The sequence below is a fragment of the Desulfonatronospira thiodismutans ASO3-1 genome, assembly GCF_000174435.1.
Lineage (GTDB): Bacteria > Desulfobacterota > Desulfovibrionia > Desulfovibrionales > Desulfonatronovibrionaceae > Desulfonatronospira > Desulfonatronospira thiodismutans.
The window spans coordinates 815,703-833,207 of the sequence record NZ_ACJN02000001.1 but is presented as its reverse complement, the minus strand read 5'-3'; the positions used below and the strand labels follow the sequence as shown (position 1 = coordinate 833,207).

At 52.0% G+C, this 17,505-nt stretch carries 15 protein-coding genes; 5 read left to right on the top strand and 10 right to left on the bottom strand.

The genetic code is table 11. From position 1 onward, the window contains the following. Window position 1 precedes the first annotated feature (1 nt). From DTHIO_RS03815 to DTHIO_RS03805, 3 genes are all read right to left on the bottom strand, one after another. A complete protein-coding gene (locus DTHIO_RS03815) occupies window positions 2–1,057 on the bottom strand; it encodes a hypothetical protein (protein WP_008869031.1) in 1,056 nt (351 codons plus the stop codon). A 190-nt stretch (window positions 1,058–1,247) separates the two neighbouring features. Then, window positions 1,248–2,414 carry a GNAT family N-acetyltransferase gene (locus DTHIO_RS03810; protein WP_008869030.1) on the bottom strand — a complete coding sequence of 389 codons (1,167 nt, stop codon included), beginning with the start codon at window positions 2,412–2,414 and terminating at the stop codon, window positions 1,248–1,250. Window positions 2,415–2,658: 244 nt separating this feature from the next. Next, window positions 2,659–2,892 (bottom strand): Nif11-like leader peptide family RiPP precursor, encoded by a 234-nt coding sequence (locus DTHIO_RS03805; RefSeq protein ID WP_008869029.1) that lies wholly within the window; start codon window positions 2,890–2,892, stop codon window positions 2,659–2,661. A gap of 335 nt (window positions 2,893–3,227) precedes the next feature. On the opposite strand from DTHIO_RS03805, the gene DTHIO_RS03800 reads away from it, so the two are divergent. The 5 genes from DTHIO_RS03800 to nadD all read left to right on the top strand — a co-directional run bounded on the left by DTHIO_RS03800 (window position 3,228) and on the right by nadD (window position 10,872). Further along, window positions 3,228–4,961, top strand: a complete 1,734-nt coding sequence (locus tag DTHIO_RS03800; protein ID WP_008869028.1) for a proline--tRNA ligase — start codon at window positions 3,228–3,230, stop codon at window positions 4,959–4,961. A 9-nt stretch (window positions 4,962–4,970) separates the two neighbouring features. Continuing rightward, entirely contained in the window at window positions 4,971–6,317 is a 1,347-nt protein-coding gene (gene xseA / locus DTHIO_RS03795) for an exodeoxyribonuclease VII large subunit (RefSeq protein WP_008869027.1), read from the top strand. Then, entirely contained in the window at window positions 6,317–7,426 is a 1,110-nt protein-coding gene (locus tag DTHIO_RS21965) for an NUDIX hydrolase (protein ID WP_008869026.1), read from the top strand. Before xseA ends, DTHIO_RS21965 begins: the two co-directional genes overlap by 1 nt. Window positions 7,427–7,729: 303 nt before the next feature. Continuing rightward, on the top strand, window positions 7,730–9,724 hold the full coding sequence (gene uvrB / locus DTHIO_RS03785; protein WP_008869025.1) for an excinuclease ABC subunit UvrB: 1,995 nt from the start codon (window positions 7,730–7,732) through the stop codon (window positions 9,722–9,724). Between the two features lie 449 nt (window positions 9,725–10,173). Continuing rightward, window positions 10,174–10,872, top strand: a complete 699-nt coding sequence (gene nadD, locus DTHIO_RS03780) for a nicotinate (nicotinamide) nucleotide adenylyltransferase (protein WP_050775125.1) — start codon at window positions 10,174–10,176, stop codon at window positions 10,870–10,872. Between the two features lie 140 nt (window positions 10,873–11,012). On the opposite strand, the gene uxx1 is transcribed toward nadD, so the two are convergent. The 7 genes from uxx1 to DTHIO_RS03745 form a co-directional block, all read right to left on the bottom strand. Further along, on the bottom strand, window positions 11,013–11,213 hold the full coding sequence (uxx1, locus tag DTHIO_RS03775) for a UXX-star selenoprotein family 1 (protein ID WP_435050722.1): 201 nt from the start codon (window positions 11,211–11,213) through the stop codon (window positions 11,013–11,015). 59 nt (window positions 11,214–11,272) lie between these two features. Then, on the bottom strand, window positions 11,273–11,668 hold the full coding sequence (locus tag DTHIO_RS03770; RefSeq protein WP_008869022.1) for an amphi-Trp domain-containing protein: 396 nt from the start codon (window positions 11,666–11,668) through the stop codon (window positions 11,273–11,275). A 210-nt stretch (window positions 11,669–11,878) separates the two neighbouring features. Further along, window positions 11,879–13,087, bottom strand: coding sequence for a GAK system CofD-like protein (locus DTHIO_RS03765; RefSeq protein ID WP_008869021.1), 1,209 nt, complete (start codon window positions 13,085–13,087; stop codon window positions 11,879–11,881). 7 nt (window positions 13,088–13,094) lie between these two features. Next, complete coding sequence (locus tag DTHIO_RS03760; protein ID WP_008869020.1) at window positions 13,095–13,994, bottom strand: GAK system ATP-grasp enzyme; 900 nt, start codon at window positions 13,992–13,994, stop codon at window positions 13,095–13,097. Between the two features lie 410 nt (window positions 13,995–14,404). Then, window positions 14,405–16,051 carry a PhoU domain-containing protein gene (locus tag DTHIO_RS03755; RefSeq protein WP_008869018.1) on the bottom strand — a complete coding sequence of 549 codons (1,647 nt, stop codon included), beginning with the start codon at window positions 16,049–16,051 and terminating at the stop codon, window positions 14,405–14,407. Then, on the bottom strand, window positions 16,052–16,339 hold the full coding sequence (locus tag DTHIO_RS03750; RefSeq protein WP_008869017.1) for an amphi-Trp domain-containing protein: 288 nt from the start codon (window positions 16,337–16,339) through the stop codon (window positions 16,052–16,054). It lies immediately after the preceding gene. Beyond that, a complete protein-coding gene (locus tag DTHIO_RS03745) occupies window positions 16,339–17,502 on the bottom strand; it encodes a hypothetical protein (protein WP_040417920.1) in 1,164 nt (387 codons plus the stop codon). The genes DTHIO_RS03750 and DTHIO_RS03745 overlap by 1 nt, the downstream gene beginning before the upstream one ends. Window positions 17,503–17,505: the final 3 nt, after the last annotated feature.

Below are 17,505 nucleotides of genomic sequence, written 5' to 3'. Positions count from 1 at the left end.
ATTATGAGCTAAAGGCTTCACGCATCTTCCGGGCCATGTTTTCCGGTCTGTTCAGAATCAGTTCGTTCTGCATGAGCTTTTGGAAAAAATAATCATCCGTCCTGTGATGCGGGGCTACGTTTTGCCTGTTCACCAGGCGCATCATGCAGCAGAAATGCGGGCTGTCCTGGTCCAGAGGTGCGCTGAAACAGGTGAAATTGAAGGTGGAAAGGCTCATTTCATGCCAGACGTTAAATACATGGTTTAGGCCCCGGGCCAGGTCCTGTACGTCCTGGTGGGTCCACTGCAGAAAGTTCTGCCTGTCCGGCCAGACGACCTGGATTTCATTGTAGCCCATGGGTGCGAAAGCGGTAATCCAGCAGGCGTTTCCAGTGGTTCCTATCCAGCGCTCATCCCGGGCCTTTTCCTGCTGCAGCAGGTCATCCCAGAAGCAGCTGTTGTGCTGCTCATGATACCGGGCGCATTTTTGCAGTATGAGTTCATGATGGGTGCTTGGCGTGGGGCTGTTTATTATTTGGAAATGGGGATGCACCAGGCTGGCTCCCGCCGGAAAAAGGTAGTTGGCGTTAAGAGTGGCATAGCGCATCTCTGGATCATAACCGTGGCATTTGCGCACGAAGTCCAGGGCCACGCTAAAGCCGTCTGCCAGCAGCTGCACCGGAAAATCATTCAGCTTGCGCAGATGTTTGTCCCCCAGCCTGATTACACTGTGATATGCGCCGATGGGAAAAAGGTTGGGAAAAAGTGCAGCCTGGCCGTGTTCCAGTCTGCCTTGGGGCAGAAATTCCTCCGGGTAGGCCGGGGTGTTCTTTTTCCAGTCTTTAGGACATAAAAAGCAGGTCCGGGCGGTTTCTTGGCCTCTTTGCTCCAGGTACTCATAGTCAGTGTCGGGAAACAGGATCTGAGCCTTGCCTTCCAGTCCGGTGTTGAGCACGCTCTGATGCCCGGTAAGGGGGTCTGTGCGGACCTCCAGGTCCTGAGTAGTGAGCTGCATGTCCTGGAAGGGATTATGAAAAAGCGACTGCTGGTGATGGACTTTGAATTCTATCCCGGCCATACTCTCCTCCTGCCTTGTTCGATTAACGTAACGTAACCATTCAGGGGATGCCTGGTTCCAGTAATCAATAACGAGGCCCCCTGAATGGCTACCGATTAACTTATTGTAATGTCCCGAGTTTAGGCTGGAACAGAGGTTTGGTCAATACTGTATTGATATTTTTAAAAAAATAAAACCAGGCAGTGCATTGTTAATTCAACGTCCGGTTCAGTTCATCCATGTTTTGTTGCAGATGCATATTGGCCTCCTGCAGGCAGGTGCTGAGAATGTGCTGAAGCTGGGGGTCGAAGATTCTGTGCAGGCTGTAGTTGGGAACCAGTCTGAATCCCCTGGGCAGTTTATGTTCACCGCCCATACCGGGGTCAAAAGTCTGTATTCCCTGCTGGATGGCCCAGTTTATAGGTTCGTAGTAGCACAGGCTGAAATGCAGGAAAGGCAGATTATCCATGCCTCCCCAGTATCTGCCGAAGAGCCTGTCTTTACTGAACAGGAGCATGGACATGCCCAAAGGCTCTTGATGTTCCTCACCTAAGGCGGCCAGGAGCAGGACCTGTTTTTTCAGATCCCGGGTCAGTCCCAGAAAGAATTCCCGGGTCAGGTATTTACAGCTCCAGGGAAAGTATTTCTGGTTGGTGTGCAGGTAGAAATTGTACATGCTTTGCAGGTGTTCCGGCTGAATATCATCACCAGTGAGGGCCTGAATTCTTATGCCTTGAGTAGCGAGTTTGCTGCGTTCTTTTTTGATGTTCTTGCGCCTGCTGGACTTGAATCCGGCCAGAAAAGCGTCAAAGTCCCGGTAACCATGATTTTCCCAGACAAAGCCTGGATGCAGCCAGGAAGCGAAGTTTTTGGTGTTTAAAAGTTTCATCCATGGATGGTCAACAAAGTGGTAATGTGCGCCGGACAGGTTGTGTCTGAGGCAGAAGTTTTCTATTTCTTCCTGCATGAGACGGACCAGGGCGTCCTGGTCCTGTCCGGGATGCACCAGGAACCGGTATGCTTTCAGGGGGGTGAAGGGACTCATGCCCACCAGCTTGGGATAGTAGGCGCGGTTTAGACGCATTGCCAGGCGGGCAATCTGCTGATCAAAGACAAATTCGCCCTGGCTGTGGTACTTGATGTACAAAGGGGCGGCGGCAATAAGCCTGTGGCTGCTGTAGAGCCCGAGGTGACATGGCTGCCAGCCTGCTTCAGGTGAGACCGAACCTGACTCCTCCAGGAGGTGCAGCCACTCCCAGTCCAGAAAAGGGGTGTCCAGGTCCCGGGTGAGAGTGTCCCAGTCGGTTCCGGGTATCTGCTGTATGGAATCATGCCATTTGAAATAAAAGCCTTGTTCTGTATCCATCAAGTCATGCATACCTGGAGAATAACCAGGACAGTCTTTTTTGCCAAGGAATCTCTTGGCAGGATAACCATTGATAAGCCATGCTGTCAGAGTTCACTTTGCTGCTTATTCAGGAACGTTTTGCAGCCATGAATAAAAAAGCCACCGGCAAGAGGTATCTTCCCGGTGGCCAAATCATCAAGGGTATCAAATGATGGTTTCAGACAGATAACTGGATTAAGCAGGTGATCTACTGAAAATTTCTGTATTTTACGGATCAGCCGCCCAGCCAGTTGCAGTTTTCATCCTGGCAGCGCAGGTTGGCTTTCTGTTCTTCAGTCAATTCTCTTTTAACAACATTGAGGTCATCTGTTGAAAAAGAAAATCCCGCATCCTTAGCCTTGGGGGAATTGCAGAACTCTTCAACATCCTTGTAGTCGGAAAGATTCTTTGCAAAATCGTTGTCGGAGCATACCCTGTTAACAAACTCTCTGGCGGAATCGATAGACATATCAAGTCTCCTTAAATGGTTGTGCGCCCCATCAGGCAGAGGCAGTTGATAAAAACCTGATTAAATCCTTACTTGCACACAATAATAATTACTATTTTTTTACTGTCAATATATTTTCTGAAAAGTTTTCAAAGGCCAGGGGACAGTCCCCGCGTAACCCATCAGGGGGGGATTCAGGAAGTTATCGTGCCTGAACTGCACTTGTCAGGCGCAAAAATCCCCCTGGTTTTTTCTTGATTTCCTGAGGTGATCACAAGTAAGGTTTCCTGGTTCCAAGGGTTGGGAGCTTTGCTATTTTTCCGAAAATACAATTTATACAGCAACAGGAGTTTTACATGCGCTGGAGCAGGTATTTCATGCCCACATTGAAGGAGGAACCGGCTGAAGCCGAGGTGGTGAGCCATAAGCTGATGCTCAGGGCCGGTATGATCCGCAAACTTACAGCAGGTATCTACACTTATCTGCCTGCTGGATGGAGGGCGCTGCAAAAGATATCCGAGGTGATACGCGGGGAAATGAACCGTTTTTACGCCATTGAGCTGCTCATGCCGGCGGTGCAGCCCGGGGATCTGTGGAAGGAAACCGGGCGCTGGGAGGCCTACGGCAAGGAGCTTTTGCGCTTCCGCGACCGCCATGACCGGGACTACTGCATCGGTCCCACCCACGAAGAGGTCATTACCGACCTGATACGCAGGGAAGTGAGTTCCTACCGCCAGCTTCCACTGAACCTGTACCAGATTCAGACCAAGTTCAGGGATGAGATCCGCCCCAGGTTCGGGCTCATGCGTGGACGCGAATTCATAATGAAGGATGCTTATTCCTTTGACAAGGACGAGGCCGGGGCCGCCCAGAGCTACGAATGGATGCGTCAGGCATACGTGAGCATATTTGAGAAGCTGGGTCTGCAGTTCAGGGGAGTGGAAGCTGACAGCGGGGCCATAGGAGGCAGTGTTTCCCAGGAATTCATGGTCCTGGCGGATACCGGGGAAGACGTTATAGCCACCTGTACCCACTGCGATTTTGCGGCCAACCTGGAAAAGGCCGAGGTCACATGCGCCAGTGAGGACTGTCCGGAATGCTCCCTTCCCCCGGAAAAGGTGATGACCCCGGGCATGCATACCGTTCCCCAGGTGGCAGAGTATTTGAATGTACCGGAAAGGAAGGTGCTCAAGACCCTTTTGTATGATGCCGACGGCATGGCGGTTGCGGCCCTGGTGCGCGGCGATCGCGAGCTAAACGAAGTCAAGCTCGGAAATCTCCTCGGGGCTAAGCATCTGCAGCTGGCCGGCCAAGAGCAGGTGGAAAAGTGGACCGGAGCAGGCATGGGTTTTGCCGGACCTGTGGGCCTCAAGGTGGATAAAATCGTGGCCGACCTGGAGCTTCGCCTGGAAACCGACTGGATAACCGGGGCCAATGCAGATGATGCCCATCTCAGGCACGTGGATCTGCGGCGTGATGCCCAGGTAAATGCTTATCACGACCTGCGAAGCATCACCCGGGAAGATCCCTGCCCCAGGTGTCAGGGCGGCATCCGCATGACCAAGGGCATTGAGGTGGGACATATTTTCATGCTGGGTGCCAAGTACAGCCAGTCCATGAATGCTGCCTACCTTGACGAGCATGGTGCTGAAAAACCCTTGATCATGGGTTGCTACGGCATAGGCGTAGGCCGGGTTCTGGCGGCCTGCATCGAGCAGAATCATGATGAAAACGGCATCATATTCACCCCGGCCATTGCGCCCTTCGAGGTGACCATTATCGCCCTGAATCCCAAGGATGAAATGGTCCGTAACCACTCCGAGTCCCTGTATAATGAGCTTTGCAGCCAGAACGTGGATGTTCTCCTGGATGACCGAGACGAACGTCCGGGATTCAAGTTCAAGGACTGCGACCTGGTGGGCTCTCCCCTGCAGGTGATTGTGGGAGCCAAGGGCATCAAGAACGGGGTGCTGGAGGTCAAGGAGCGCCATTCCGGCCACAGGCATGAACTGCCTCTGGAGGACTTCGGGCGGCATTTTCAGGAGGTGCGCCGCAAGGTCAGAGAGCATTTCGGGCTTGATGCCGGGTAGCGTTTGTGCATGGCTCATATATTCAATGTATCCGAGCTTACCGCAGCCATCCGCGAAGTGGTGGAGATGCACTTCCCCTTTGTCTGGGTGCGGGGGCAGGCCACCAATGTCAGCCGTCCGGGTTCCGGTCATATCTATTTCACCCTCAAGGATGAGCAGGCCGCCCTGCAGGTGGTGTGGTTCAAAAACACCCAGGCCGCCAGCCGCAAGCAGAACAGTGATCCTGCGGCAAGCCTGGACAACGGTCAGGAAGTCATCTGTGCCGGGCGTATAGGCGTATATCCCCCCAGGGGCACCTACCAGCTCATCGCCGAACTGGTCCAGGAGCAGGGCCTGGGGGATCTGTTTCTGGCCTTTGAGGCCCTCAAGGCCAGGCTGCAGCAGGAAGGGCTCTTTGAAGCGGAGCGCAAGATGAAGATTCCCTTCAACCCGGAGCGGGTGGGCATAATTACCGCCCCTACGGGCGCTGCCCTGCAGGACTTCATGCGTGTGGCCGATGATATGGGGCATGGCTCAGAGATAATTGTCTATCCCAGCCTGGTACAGGGGGACAAGGCCCCGGCGGATATTGTCCGGGCGATAAACCGGGCCTGCCGGGAGGACAGAGTGCAGGTCCTGGTGCTCATGCGCGGGGGCGGTTCCCTGGAGGATCTGTGGGCCTTCAACAGTGAAGAGGTGGCCCGGGCCATAGCCGGTTCGCATATTCCAGTCATCACCGGGGTGGGACACGAGGTGGATACCACCATTGCTGACCTGGCCGCTGATCTGCGGGCGGCCACTCCCAGCCATGTTCCCCAGCATCTGTGGCTTCAGAGAAAGGATCTCTGGGTGCGGCTGGATGAGCAGGAGATGCTCCTGGTGCAGGCCTATAAGAGATTTTTAAAGACCAGGGAAGAACAGCTGCAGAATATGTCCAGGGGACTGGGGTGGCTCAGCCCGGCCAGGCAGATGCAGCGCAGGGAAGAACAGCTTGACTCCCTGGAGCAGGCTTTGAAGAGGGAGGGCGGGAATTTTCTGGATATGTACATGCGTATGGTCCAGGAGCTTGAATCCAGGCTCCGGGGTAAATTCAGCCCGGACTACTGGGAAGTCAGGCATCAGCAGCTGGATTATCTGCAACAGACACTGAAGGCCCGGGCGGTTAATTTCCTGGAAGACAGGGAGAATAAAGTGTCCTTTGCTGCGGAAAAGCTGGAGTCCCTGGATCCTTACGCACCCATCAGGCGGGGTTACAGCCTGGTTACTGTGGCCAAAAGCGGGAAATTCCTGCGCAGCGTACATGACGTAAGCCCCGGCGACGTTCTGGAGATTACAGTGATTGATGGACAGATTAAGAGCCGGGTGGGAGGAGATTGATGCAGCACAAACTTTCTCTGGCGTATTTTTTACCAGTGCAGGACCCCGGGCATGTCAGGCGGGCGGCCTGCCTTATGAACTCCATCCATGCGCAATGGCCCTTTGTGCATTTCGAGGTTTTTTCAGGAGTCCGGGAAGATGTCTTGAAAAATCATCTCCAGGCTGCGCATGCCTGTCACAACCGATATCCCGGGACGGCGCTTGTGCATGACCGACCGCGGCAGGATAATCCGGAAGAAAAAGCAGAGTTTCTGCAGAGGTGCCTGTCCTTCGGGCAGGAGCAGGTAGGGGAATATTCACAGCTGCTTTCAGAGGCTGGATGCTGCCTGGCTATAAGCGATACTTCGCCCCTGGCCATAGCTGCAGCCGGCAAGGCCGGGATTGCCTCTGTCCTTGTGGAGGATTATTTCTGGACTGAAGTTTATAAAGGCTTATTTTCCAATGAGCCGTTTTTAAAAGAATATGCTGATATGCTCGGAAAATACCTGCACCAGGCGGACCTGCGTATTGATCTGCCTGCGGCAGAGGATTCCCATGCACAGCATATACCTGAGCATCAGGGTTATGGAGATGCCGCCCGGGCCATCTGCCATTACCTGGTACAGGAACAGGAAATACTGGAAGTGGTTGACCGGGAGGGATGCGTGCTGGGGGCGGCACCCAGGAAACGCGTGCACGGAAACAACAGTCTGCTGCACAGGGTGGTGCATGTACTGGTCTTTGATGACCAGGACAGGCTTCTTCTGCAGAAGCGTTCTCTGAATAAGAGGGTGGCCCCGGGTCGGTGGGATACCTCAGTGGGCGGACACGTGGATTGCGGTGAGTCCATTGAGACGGCCATGTACCGGGAAATGCAGGAAGAACTGGGGATCCGGCCCAGGGATGTGCAGTTTGCCTACAAGTATATCCATTCCAATGACTTTGAGTCTGAACTGGTCTATACTTATACCTGCCGGTATGATGGACAGGTGGAATTCAACCCGGAAGAAATTGACGCTGTGAAATTCTGGAAAACAGAAGAGATTGAAGAAAATCTGGGTAATGGGACTCTGAGTGACAACTTTGAAGACGAATTCAGGCTGTACAGGCAGTGGATGGGTAAGCGGTAAACTAAAGCGGGCCATGCCCGCAACCCAATAAAGAAAAGAGCTATTTGACAGGATTAACAGGATTAAGAGATGGATAAAGAAAAGAATCATTTTGTCCTGGCCGGAAGCCAGGCCAAAAGGTTATCACTCCAGCACTCACTTTTTTCCGGCTCTCATGAATCCCAGAAGAAAGTGAGTGCTGGATGGCTAATGCAATCTGCGGCTTCCGGCCGCTGATTGCTTATCCTGTCAATCCTGTTAATCCTGTCTAAGTTTCTTGTTTTTTGTGGCAGGGTCTGAGGAGTAAGCCACTACATTTAACACATGACAGCATTTAATCTCGTATCTGAATATACTCCCCAGGGTGACCAGGTTGAGGCCATTGAACATCTGGTGCAGAACCTGGATCAGGGCCTGGATCACCAGGTACTTCTGGGCGTGACCGGTTCAGGCAAGACCTTTACCATGGCCAATGTCATTGCCAGGAGCAACCGTCCGGCCCTGGTCATGGCCCCCAACAAGACCCTGGCGGCCCAGCTCTACAACGAATTCCGGCTGCTTTTCCCGGAAAACGCAGTGGAGTATTTTGTCAGCTACTATGACTATTACCAGCCCGAGGCCTATCTGCCCCGCACCGACACCTACATTGAAAAAGATTCCTCCATAAATGACGACATAGACAAATTGAGGCACGCCGCCACCCATGCCCTGCTCACCCGCAGGGACGTGCTCATTGTAGCCTCGGTGTCCTGCATATACGGCCTGGGTTCTCCGGAATACTACTCCAAGATGATCATTCCCTTAGAAGAAGGGCAGACCATGGACATGGACGAGCTCATGGCCAGGCTGGTGGAGGTGCAGTACGAGCGCAACGACTACGACTTTCACCGGGGTACTTTCCGGGTGCGCGGAGACGTCCTGGAAATAATCCCGGCCTATCGCATGGAACAGGCCCTGCGAATTGAGTTTTTCGGAGATACCGTGGAATCCCTGTTTGAGACCGATCCATTAACCGGGGAGATAAAATCCAGGCTCAAGAAAACGGTTATTTATCCGGGCAGCCACTACGTATCCGACCAGGACAACCTGCAGCGGGCCATGAACGACATCCGGGATGAACTGCGGCACAGGCTGAACTGGTTTCAGGAGCAGAACATGCTGGTGGAGGCCCAGAGACTGGAGCAGAGGACCCAGCTGGACCTGGAGATGATCCAGGAGATGGGCTACTGCAACGGTATTGAAAACTATTCCAGGCATCTGGACGGACGCAGGCAGGGTCAGCCCCCGGCCTGCCTTCTGGATTATTTTCCGGATGACTACCTTTTGTTCATTGATGAGTCCCATATTACCATTCCCCAGGTCGGAGGCATGTACAACGGAGACCTGTCCAGGAAGAAGACCCTGGTGGATTTCGGGTTCAGGCTGCCTTCGGCCCTGGACAACCGGCCCTTGAGTTTTGATGAGTTCCAGGAGAGGATGGGACAGACAGTGTACGTATCCGCAACTCCCGGCCCCTGGGAAATGGATAAATCTCAGGGGGTTCTGGCGGAGCAGATCATCCGGCCCACCGGTCTGGTGGACCCCGAAATCGAGGTGCGTCCCACCCATGGCCAGATGGATGATCTTCTCAATGAATGCCTGCAGCGGCAGGAAAACGACCAGAGGGTGCTGGTGACCACCCTGACCAAGCGCATGGCCGAAGATCTTACGGACTATCTGCAGGAACGGGGTGTCAGGAGCAAGTACCTGCATTCGGACATAGATACCCTGGAGAGGGTGGCCATTATCCAGGCCCTCAGGGCAGGGGAGTTTTACGTGCTGGTGGGGATTAACCTTCTGCGCGAAGGCCTGGACATCCCGGAAGTGTCACTGGTGTCCATCCTGGATGCGGACAAGGAGGGCTTTCTGCGCTCCACCAGGTCCCTCATCCAGACCTTCGGCCGGGCCGCGCGCAATGTGGATGCCAGGGTGATCATGTACGCGGACAGGGTTACGGACTCCATGCGGCGGGCCATGGACGAGACCGAGCGCAGGCGAAGCAAGCAGAAGGAATTCAACCTGGAGCACGGCATAGTCCCGGCCAGCATTGTCAAAGCCGGACCCAACACCCTGTACGAGATGCACAACCAGCCTGAACCTGAACAGATGGGGCTGGCTGCTGAGGAGATTTCCCGGTATGGTGCTGATCCGCAAAAGCTGGAGAAGGAAATAAAGAGTCTGGAGCGCAAAATGCGCAAGCTGGCCCAGGACCTGGAATTTGAGGAAGCGGCCCGGGTCAGGGACCGCATTCAGGACCTGAAAAATGCTTTGATGGTTTAGCTTGGAAGTTAACAGTTATCAGTTAATTGTTAATTGTTACTGAACAACACCCTGAATTAACTGCATTATCCCAATTAACTAAAGCGGGCTTTGCCCGCAACCCAATAAAGAAAAGAACTTTTTTGACAGGATTAACAGGATTAAGAGATTGATGAAGAGAAAATCATCTTTGTCCTGGCCGGAAGCCAGGCCAAAAGGTTATCACTCCAGCACTCACTTTTTTCCGGCTCTCATGAATCCCAGAAGAAAGTGAGTGCTGGATGGTTAATGCAATCTATGCCTGCCACGCGTCTTTGGCGTAGTTAATCCTGTCTAAGGCCTGCCACGCGTCCTGCCACGCTTCATAGCGTGGTTAGCGTGGTTATTGTTTTTTATGACAAGGTTTCAGCAGTAAGCCACTGATAACAGCTAACTGACAACAGGTCGCGGGCATGGCCCCATTAGATTGTATGAGCAATAAAACTCCACGTATCGGCCTGCTGGGAGGCAGCTTCAATCCTGTACACATCGGGCATTTGCGTCTGTGCCTGGAGATGCTGGAGCAGGCCGGCCTGGACCGGGTGGAACTGGTGCCGGCATACATTCCTCCGCACAAGGATCCGGCCGGTATACTTCCCTTTGCTATGAGGCTGCGCATGCTGCAGGAAAGCATAGACGGTGTTGCCGGACTGGAAGTAAACCCCCTGGAGCAGGACAGGCCGGGGCCTTCCTACACCGTGGATACCCTGAAAGCATACAGGAGTGAATATCCAGAGTATGAACTCAATTTTATCCTGGGGGATACGGATCTGTTTACATTGCCCAAGTGGCATCGTGGACAGGAACTTGCCCGTCTGAGCAATCTGCTGGTAATAGGCAGGCAGGGCGAGCACTTCCAGGTAGGCGTTTTTGCATCCAGATTCTGGAAAGTAGAGCAGGAGAATGAGAAATGCTGGGAGTTGGAAAACGGCAAAAGGATCAGTTTTTACAGCGTTCCCAGGCTGGAGATCAGTTCATCCATGATCCGCTCCAGATGGCTGGCTGGAAAAAGCATAGACTGGCTGGTGCCCTTCCGGGTCAGAGACATCCTGGCAGGTTCATCCGGGGAGGTACGGACTTTGTGGGAAAAAAGTTCAGCACAGGCTGCAAAGACCTCTGATCTCTGTTAGCGACTTAAGCGACGTCCTCTGCCCTCCGACCTCTTCGCTAAAGTCGCTTAAGTCGCTAAAGTCTCTGACCCCTGACCCCTGACCTCTGATCCCTGTCCTCTGCGCCTGCAAACCGGCATCCTGCCGGTAGACTACACGCCTCAGGAGCCGTTATGGCCAATGGTTACATTTTCGCCCTGAACAATTACCGGAACCTTGCGCTTGCCTCCTGACAGTTCCAGCATTTTCTGCAGTTCCTCCGGTTTTTCCACAACATCCACGTAGTCGTGATCTTTATAAGCCTCACGGGCCTTATTGGTAAAGGGTCATGTGCTTTTGCCGTATATAATGGTTCTGGGCATGATATGTTCCTTTTTCATGGTCCCGGTCAGGGCAGTGCCCTGCCCGGGAGTTTTAAAATTCAGCTTTTGTCCTTTTCCCCACTGCTTTCATCTCCGGCCACTATGGCCGGTCCGGAAGAGGCCGGTGACCTGCTGGAAGCATCCCCTTCCTGCAAGGGGTTTTCAGAAAAGGATTCCACTTCCGGCTCAGTGCTGGAAATGTTCAACTGGCCGACCTGGTCAGTCAGCTCCATGTTTTCGCTCCAGCTCAGTTCAAACTCGATTTTTTCCTTGTTTTCCTTGGCTCCGGCCTTGATTTCCAGCTTGAGGTTTTCTCCCGGGGCAAGGCACAGAGACTGGTCTTCATGCTGCACATTGAGACGTCCTTCCTTGACTGCGTGCATAAGACTCTCCAGGTGTTCAATGACCTGGTCCTTACCCAAAACAGCCTTGTACTTAAGTTCATTCTTGCTCATATTCGTCCTCCGTTTGTTTTTTGATGATAGAATAACACTACAGCGAAACTTATAAAAATTTTCAACCTGTCTAAACTGGGGACAGTCCCGCACCTACTTGATTTCTCAGCAAGTTCCAGCGATTTCATGAAATCATTCCCAAGTAGGTGCGGGACAGTCCCCGGAGGTCAATAAATAAGTTTCGCTGTAGTGATAATACACTCGATTGTTTCAGACCATGGAAAGAAGCCTCTCAAGGAGAAAATCCGCATTGAGAAACGGCCGGTTTTCAGGGTCCACCAGAGGGGCTTCTATCACCTTTACACCCAGTCTCTCTATTCCTGATACGTCTACACCCCCCTTATACAATTCATGATCCTTGTCCAGCAAGACAAAATTGAGCAGCTGACTGTCCTTGTGTTTTTTTCCGGCGCTCTGGTGCAGATAATAAAGAAGAATCTCAACTCTCTGCCTGAGATTGGTGCCCTTTTCTTCGGGATCGTGTCCGGTATTGGGGATGTAGATCTTGGGGCATTCGTTCCGGGCAATGGCTGAACCTGCGTCCCGGGGCAGCAGGTTGGCCATGAGGCTGGAATAAAAGCTGCCCATGGGATAACAGATAAGTTCCGCATCCTGTATCAGCCGTCTGACCTTTTCCTTGAGACGCGGGTATATTGGTGCCGGTTTTTTCAGGCTGCTGCTCAGATATATTTCCTGCACCGGCGATTCTATGGCCGGGGTTTCCTTGCCGGTAAGTTCGTGCTGCCCCAGGAGGATTTCCCCGTTTTCCAGCCTGGATACCAGGTGCAGATACTTGTTCATTATGGGTCTGACCATGCCACGTACTTCAGCCAGCTTGGAAAAAAGAAAGATTACCGGGTCTATATGACGATTGTGGCTGAAATACCCGGCAGCCAGAATGAGGTTGCCCATGCTGGCCCCTCTTAAATCGAAGTCTTCGGGCATTTTTCTGGCAAAGGCGGTAATGTAACTGCAGACTATTTTGCGCATGGGATCGTGGATGCTGCGCACCAGGGGATGATGTCCGTCAGCCATGCGCATCAGGATGGATTTAAGCTTTTCCCTGTCTTCATCCTTGGGCAGACGGTAGGCAAACAGGTTGTAGATTTCAGGATTGCCCTTGACGCTCTGGTCGGCCAGAGCCATGAGGCGGCTGCGCATATCACCCACTGCCGGCATTTTGAATGTGTTGCGCAGTTTGGCCGAACTTCCTCCGGAGTCAAAAGGGGTTACCAGATGGATGGAATTGTGGGTGTAGCGCACCAGGGCCCGACTGAGGGGGTTCAGAGCAGTGCCGCCGCTGAAAAAAAGTATTCTGGGGCCGAATTCAGGAACCTTGAGATACCTGGTGAGTTTTACTGGATCAGGCAGAGATACTGTCCGGCATATATGAATTTTATGTGCAGATTCTGAAGGCATGCAGGTTTCAGGAGCGATATTTAAGGTTGTCCAGGATATAGCCGGCATACATATCTGCAGCGTCCATGCCCCAGGCTTGGTAAAGTCCCCTGAAGCCCCCAAAGGCCGAAACTTCGAAGACCATTGCGCCCTGATCGGTTTCCACCACGTCCACACAGGTGAAATCCAGGTTGAACAGAGCTTGGGCACTGTGGGCCAGGCTGATTATTTCCGGGTCCGGTTCACAGCGCTCGTATTTTCCTCCGCTGGATGTGCAGGTGTTCCAGGAGTCGCCCTTGCGCCGGGCATAAGTGCCGATATATTCACCGCCCATGAAGGCCACGCCCAGGTCGCGGCCGGGAATGGAAACCATTTTCTGGATGTACATGGTCCTGTTGCCTGACGCCTGAAATTCGGCAATGGCTGAGCGGCAGTGATACCCTTCCTCCACTACCAGCATTCCCCGGGCCTTGGAAGAAAAAAGAGGCTTGAACACCGCCTTTTTGAATCTGCGCACTGTATCGCAGGCCAGTTCCATGTCCTCGGTAACCACTGTCGGCGGCATGGGAATGTTGCCTATCTGCAGGTTCACAGTGCAGCTGAGCCTGTTCACGGCCTGCATGATCATTTCCGGCCTGGAGAATACCGGTATTTCCATGCTGCAGAAAAAGCGAAGCATTTCCAGCCTGTTGTACATATCCGGGGAATACACGGGGCCGATTTTTTTGATAGCCAGTCCGTCCAGGGTAGCCAGGTCCAGGTCACCGTAAAACAGGGTCTTGTGGTTTATATCGAAAATCACCGAAGATATGTCCACAACACAGCGAAACCCGGTTTTATTTTCCAGGGCGTCCGCCAGTTTTTCAGTGGACCAGCTGCCGGGGTTGCCTATCACGGCTATTTTTCTGTCTTTTTTTGAAGCATTCATGGTCTTGTAGTGAGTTTTTTATACGGACCTTTTTAGGCTTACTCTAGATATCCTGTCATAAAAAACAATAACCACGCGAAGCGCGTGGCAGGCCTTAGACAGGATTAACAGGATGACAGGATAAGCAATCAGCGGCCGGAAGCCGCAGATTGCATTAACCATCCAGCACTCACTTTCTTCTGGGATTCATGAGAGCCGGAAAAAAGTGAGTGCTGGAGTGATAACCTTTTGGCCTGGCTTCCGGCCAGGACAAAATGATTTTTTTCTTTATCCATCTCTTAATCCTGTTAATCCTGTCAAATAGCTCTTTTCTTTATTGGGTTGCGGGCAAAGCCCGGGTTAGCATGTTTCTTCTTATTATTGAGCATTTTCAAAGACCTGGCCATTTTGGGCTCTAATTGCCCGGCACATCAGAAGCTTGCATATTTAAACACATCCGGCGGCAAGGAAAACTCTCTCCAGGGCCTTCCCCTGTGGGCGATGATTTTTTCAGCCAGGTACAGGGCCCGCTGGTACATGCCAAGAGCGAATTCCTGGTTGAGTTCAAAGCGTGTGGAAGTGAAAAAAGAGCGGATCAGTCCCATGGCCAGCCTGGCATCAAAGGTTTCATCTGCATTTTCCGCTGCAAATCGCCTGGAAAAATTGAAAAAATCCTGGTTCAGCCGGTTGATGAGCCTGCGTATCCCGGCATCAAAAACGGGTTTGCGATAGTTGGATACCAGAAATACAGATACATCCTGGACATAATCTCCGTAGCAGGATCTGTGCAGATCAATAAAGTAGATCTGCTGTTCTTTCTGATTGTAGATTATGTTGTTGGTGTTAAAGTCACCGTGGATAAATATGCAGAATGGAGCATTAAGTTCGGCCTCCACTTCGCTAAGGATCCTGATAACGTCCTCCAGAGAAGGGGTGGTCAGGGATCCGATACTGGCTTCGGAAAAATTGAATTCCGGGTGAATCATGAGCACGTCGTCGATTCGCTGGGCAAGCTGCTTCATAAATCCGGAACTTACCTGCTTGTTCTTGAGGGTATCTTTCCATGTGATTGACAGGGTTTCCTTGAGGATGAACAAAGCGTTTTCCAGGGTGTCCCGGTCCTGGGTCAGAACTGTCTCCTGCAGGGAGCACCCGGGGAGAAATTCCAGCAGCATGGACGCGTTTTTTCTGCTCTGGGTATAACTGAATATTTTGGGAACCAGACTGGGAAATATCTTTTTCCAGCTCTCTATGTTTTCTTTTTCCCTGGATATTTTTTCGGCCTTGCCTTCCTTGAAAAGGACACCCTGGCTGCCGCTGCGGGAAGAATCCATGATTTTACCAATGCGGCAGCCTGATCTGGATTCCCAGATGGACTCAAATCCCACGTCCTGGATGGAAATATCGTTGTTTATGGAGTCCAGGTTTTCCACCAGGGCCTGATACTGATGAATTTTCAGCTTTTCGCCGAATACGGAGAAAATAATGGCTTCTCCGATGTTGAGCAGGGCATCCCCCATTCTTTCCAGGTAGCGGAATATAAACAGGCAGGTTATGATATTCTGTTTATTGGGGGCGGTGTCGAGTTCCTCGATAATCTGATCAAAAACACGCTTGAAGAGCTTGTCTATAACAAATTCGGTTCTACAGATGTTCAGGGCATGGTTCAGGTCCCGTGTAAACAGTCCCTGGACCACCATGTCCAGTGAACTGCTCAGATGCTGGAAAAAAGGCTGGTAATTGTAGTTGTGCAGGTATTCAACGCTGGACAGGTAGTTCAATTGATCGACTATGTAAACCGAGAAGTCGCTGATTTTTTCCAGGTTGTTGCTGATGATGTTGGTGGCCCGGATAAAGTCCACCTGTTTTTTGCTCAGGTTTTCCTCTCCGTGAATCCTGGAAAAACACAGGTTTTCAATGATGACCTTGTAATTATCTATGCGGTCGTCCCGGGATTTGACCTTGTCCACCAGTCTGGGATCAGGATCCTGGATGATTTTCAGGGTGTCGTCGAGCTGCCTGTTTACTTCCAGGACCATAAAATGGATTTTTTCTTCCAGGTCACTGAAATAAGGCATCTATCCGTCCCTTGAATCTTTTTCACTATGGTTCCAGGAGTCGTCCAGCTCTGGAAGGTCATCCTCATCTGTCCACCTGAAGCGCAGGTTTAGCTTAATTTCGCCATCTTTCTTTTTGCCCTTGATGGTAAACTTGATAAGTCCGGAGGGTTCAATATCCAGGGTCTGTTCATTGCTTGAAAGATGGATGCTTCCCTGCTGAAAGCCCTCCTTCAGGGCATCCAGGTATTTGCAGATGGTTTCTTTGTCCTGAAGCGACTCCAGGAAAAATTTCTTCTCTTCAGTCATTATCCATCCAGCCTGGTCTTATACTCATTCATTACTTTCCGGCGGTCAAAGTTGCCTATGATCAGCGACTTTTTAATGGTCAGATCATCCCATGCCGGCTGAACCCCGATTTCCCGGTAGTACTTGGCGGCCTCTATTTTAGTGGGGTCCTTTATTTTTTCCCCCATGTGGGCGTCATCGCCCATAAATACCAGAAGGGGTCTCTGGGACCTGCTCCTGGATTTGTTCTGGCGGTTGATGACATTGACCAGGAACTCGGTATATTCCCTGGACTGGGGGTTCCACACTTCGTAACCGTCTATGTCGTAGTCACAAAGCAGTATGGGCCAGAACTGTTCAGGGTGGGGCACAACTATACCGCATCCCAGGCTTCTGGCCTCTTCGATGACTTCAGAGGTGCGGTAGAAGTATTCCAGGCTGAAGTTGGCCTTGACGATTTTTTTTACGGATTTGACGAACACCTGGACCCTGTTGATGAACTGGTCGGGGTAAAGGTGTCTCTGGCCGTCAATAAAGTCCCGCAGCAGCTTGTTTTTCAAAAAATCCCTGGAGATGGAGTTCTTATGTTCCTGAAGCAGACGGTATAGTTTGTAGGTCTGAACCCTGGCAAAATGGACCACTTCTTCCCCGACTCCGGTGCCTTCGGCGGCCAGCTGCAGATAGTCTTCCCACTTGGGATCCATGAAAGTGTCCAGAAGTTCAAAAAGCTGGCTGGAGCGGTATTCATACGTATGGTTGAGCATTGATCTCAGAACGCCCGCCCTGTCAGGGTCTTCAAGCCTGCAGTGCAGCAGAAGCTGCACCTTGCGCTGAAATCCCCTGGAATAGCAGTCAATCTCCGCACCATGGTATTGGTCGTCGTAAGTCAGAAGCTCGTTGTGCTGGGTGGGGATGATGAGTTCCTGTTCCTTGTTGGGGAAGGTGTTCTCAATTCTTTTTTTGATGAGCTCCATGGGGATATATTCCGGGTGCCAGTGCACAGCCAGGACCGTCTTCTGATGGGGCTGCTGCTTGACGGGCATGATGATTTTGTGCATCTCTTCAGGAGTTATCTGGACGCAGACAATCTCGGACAGGATTCTCTGATCCATTTCCGTGATGTCCGGCACCGCAGTCCCTGGATCCTGCTTGAGTTCATCCCCCTCGTAATGTGTTTGTTCCATATC

Excerpts from the sequence above, each read along its gene's own strand:
- DTHIO_RS03800 (WP_008869028.1), top strand. The coding sequence starts at position 3,228 with ATGCGCTGGAGCAGGTATTTCATGCCCACATTGAAGGAGGAACCGGCT.
- uvrB (WP_008869025.1), top strand. The coding sequence starts at position 7,730 with ATGACAGCATTTAATCTCGTATCTGAATATACTCCCCAGGGTGACCAG.
- DTHIO_RS03770 (WP_008869022.1), bottom strand. The coding sequence starts at position 11,668 with ATGAGCAAGAATGAACTTAAGTACAAGGCTGTTTTGGGTAAGGACCAG.
- DTHIO_RS03745 (WP_040417920.1), bottom strand. The coding sequence starts at position 17,502 with ATGGAACAAACACATTACGAGGGGGATGAACTCAAGCAGGATCCAGGG.
- DTHIO_RS21965 (WP_008869026.1), top strand. The coding sequence starts at position 6,317 with ATGCAGCACAAACTTTCTCTGGCGTATTTTTTACCAGTGCAGGACCCC.
- DTHIO_RS03810 (WP_008869030.1), bottom strand. The coding sequence starts at position 2,414 with ATGCATGACTTGATGGATACAGAACAAGGCTTTTATTTCAAATGGCAT.
- DTHIO_RS03750 (WP_008869017.1), bottom strand. The coding sequence starts at position 16,339 with ATGACTGAAGAGAAGAAATTTTTCCTGGAGTCGCTTCAGGACAAAGAA.
- DTHIO_RS03765 (WP_008869021.1), bottom strand. The coding sequence starts at position 13,087 with ATGCCTTCAGAATCTGCACATAAAATTCATATATGCCGGACAGTATCT.
- nadD (WP_050775125.1), top strand. The coding sequence starts at position 10,174 with ATGAGCAATAAAACTCCACGTATCGGCCTGCTGGGAGGCAGCTTCAAT.
- DTHIO_RS03805 (WP_008869029.1), bottom strand. The coding sequence starts at position 2,892 with ATGTCTATCGATTCCGCCAGAGAGTTTGTTAACAGGGTATGCTCCGAC.
- DTHIO_RS03755 (WP_008869018.1), bottom strand. The coding sequence starts at position 16,051 with ATGCCTTATTTCAGTGACCTGGAAGAAAAAATCCATTTTATGGTCCTG.
- DTHIO_RS03760 (WP_008869020.1), bottom strand. The coding sequence starts at position 13,994 with ATGAATGCTTCAAAAAAAGACAGAAAAATAGCCGTGATAGGCAACCCC.
- xseA (WP_008869027.1), top strand. The coding sequence starts at position 4,971 with ATGGCTCATATATTCAATGTATCCGAGCTTACCGCAGCCATCCGCGAA.
- DTHIO_RS03815 (WP_008869031.1), bottom strand. The coding sequence starts at position 1,057 with ATGGCCGGGATAGAATTCAAAGTCCATCACCAGCAGTCGCTTTTTCAT.